Raw genomic sequence first — 1,776 nt, forward strand, 5'->3', positions numbered from 1 at the left:
ATCGGGCTCGCCCGCTCGGCGGCCGATGCGACGGAGTATTTCCAGATCCCGACCGGACGTGTGGTCGAGATCGGCACGCAGGTGGCGATCTGAGGTTTCCGGCAGCCTTTGACGCCACGCACCGGTCATTGCGGGGCAAGCCCTGCGCTGGGAACATGGTAGCCCTACCGTCACGGCACTTGATATTGCATCGCAGCAAGCGTAGAGCACCGCGCGCTTATCGGAGTGTCGTCCATGGCCCTTACCAATGCTGGTATTGAGGCAGAACCCGTCGAACAATCGAGCCATCCCGAAATCGAACAGCACAGCACCAAAGTTCTGATGCTGGGCGCGCTCGGTGTGGTCTATGGCGACATCGGCACCAGCCCGATCTACGCCTTCCGGGAAGCGCTTGTTGCGTCCTCCGGCGGCGAAATCGCCGAGCGCGGCGATATTCTGGGCGTGCTGTCGCTGATCATCTGGTCGTTGACGATTATCGTCACCATCAAATACATCATGTTCGTGCTCAGAGCCGACAACCGAGGCGAGGGCGGCGTGCTGTCGCTGATGGCGCTGGCGCGCGGCAGTTTCCCGACCCGCTCGGCGATCATCCTGGCCATCGGTATTGTCGGCGCGTCATTGTTCTTCGGTGACGCCGTCATCACGCCGGCAATCTCGGTGCTTTCGGCGGTTGAAGGCATGAATGTCGTTACCCCGACCTTCCAGCCCTACGTCGTGCCGCTGACGCTGGTCATCCTTGCGATCCTGTTTTCGGTGCAGCGCTTCGGGACCGGCGGTGTGGCGCTGATCTTCGGGCCGATCACGGCGGTCTGGTTCCTGGCTATCGGTCTTTCGGGCTTGAACCACATCATCGCCGATCCCGAAATCCTGTGGGCGGTCAGCCCGCACTACATCGTCGCCTTCCTGATCAATTCGCCCGATGTCGCCTTCGTCACCATCGGCGCCATCTTCCTCGCCGTCACCGGCGCCGAAGCGCTTTATGCCGATCTCGGCCATTTCGGCCGCAAGCCCATCGTGCTCGCCTGGCTGGCCATCGTGTTTCCCTGCCTGCTGCTAAACTATGCCGGGCAGGGCGCTTTCGTGCTGGCGAAGAACGGTCACGTCGGCCATCCATTCTTCGAGATGAACGAAGGCTGGACGCTGATCCCGATGGTGGTATTGGCAACCGCGGCGACGGTTATCGCCAGCCAGGCGGTCATCTCCGGCGCCTTCTCGCTGACCCGGCAGGCGGTGCAGCTCAATATGCTTCCGCGCCTCGAAATCCTGCACACGTCGGAACGGCAGTCGGGCCAGATCTACATGCCCCGCGTCAATGTTTTGCTGGCGTTGGCGGTGATGTTGCTGGTCGTCGGTTTCGGCGAATCGAGCAAGCTGGCCTCCGCCTATGGCATCTCGGTGACCGGCAACATGCTGGTGACGACGGTGCTGCTGTTCGTCGTCATGACGCGCATTTGGAAATGGCGCCTGTGGGTGGCGGTGGCGATGACGGCGGTGTTCGCATTCATCGACATCGGCTTCTTTGCCTCCAACATCGTCAAGGTGTTCGAGGGCGGCTGGGCGTCGCTTGCGGTGGCCTTCACCATCGTTCTGGCGATGTGGACCTGGGTGCGCGGCAGCCGCTATCTGTTCGACAAGACCCGTCGCAACGAAATCCCGCTCGATTTCCTCGCCGGCAATCTGTTGAAGAAGAAGCCGCAGCTGGTGTCCGGCACCGCCGTGTTCCTGACCAGCGATCCGCAAAGCGCGCCGACAGCGCTGATGCACAGCCTGAAGCAC

At 62.0% G+C, this 1,776-nt stretch carries 1 protein-coding gene; it reads left to right on the top strand.

What is annotated here, in order from left to right; genetic code table 11:
- Positions 1-234: 234 nt before the first annotated feature.
- A partial coding sequence (locus NKH35_RS31615; RefSeq protein ID WP_352917559.1) for a potassium transporter Kup occupies positions 235-1,776 on the top strand: 1,542 nt, incomplete at its 3' end.

It is taken from the genome of Mesorhizobium sp. M1143, assembly GCF_040318435.1.
Classification (GTDB): Bacteria; Pseudomonadota; Alphaproteobacteria; order Rhizobiales; family Rhizobiaceae; genus Mesorhizobium.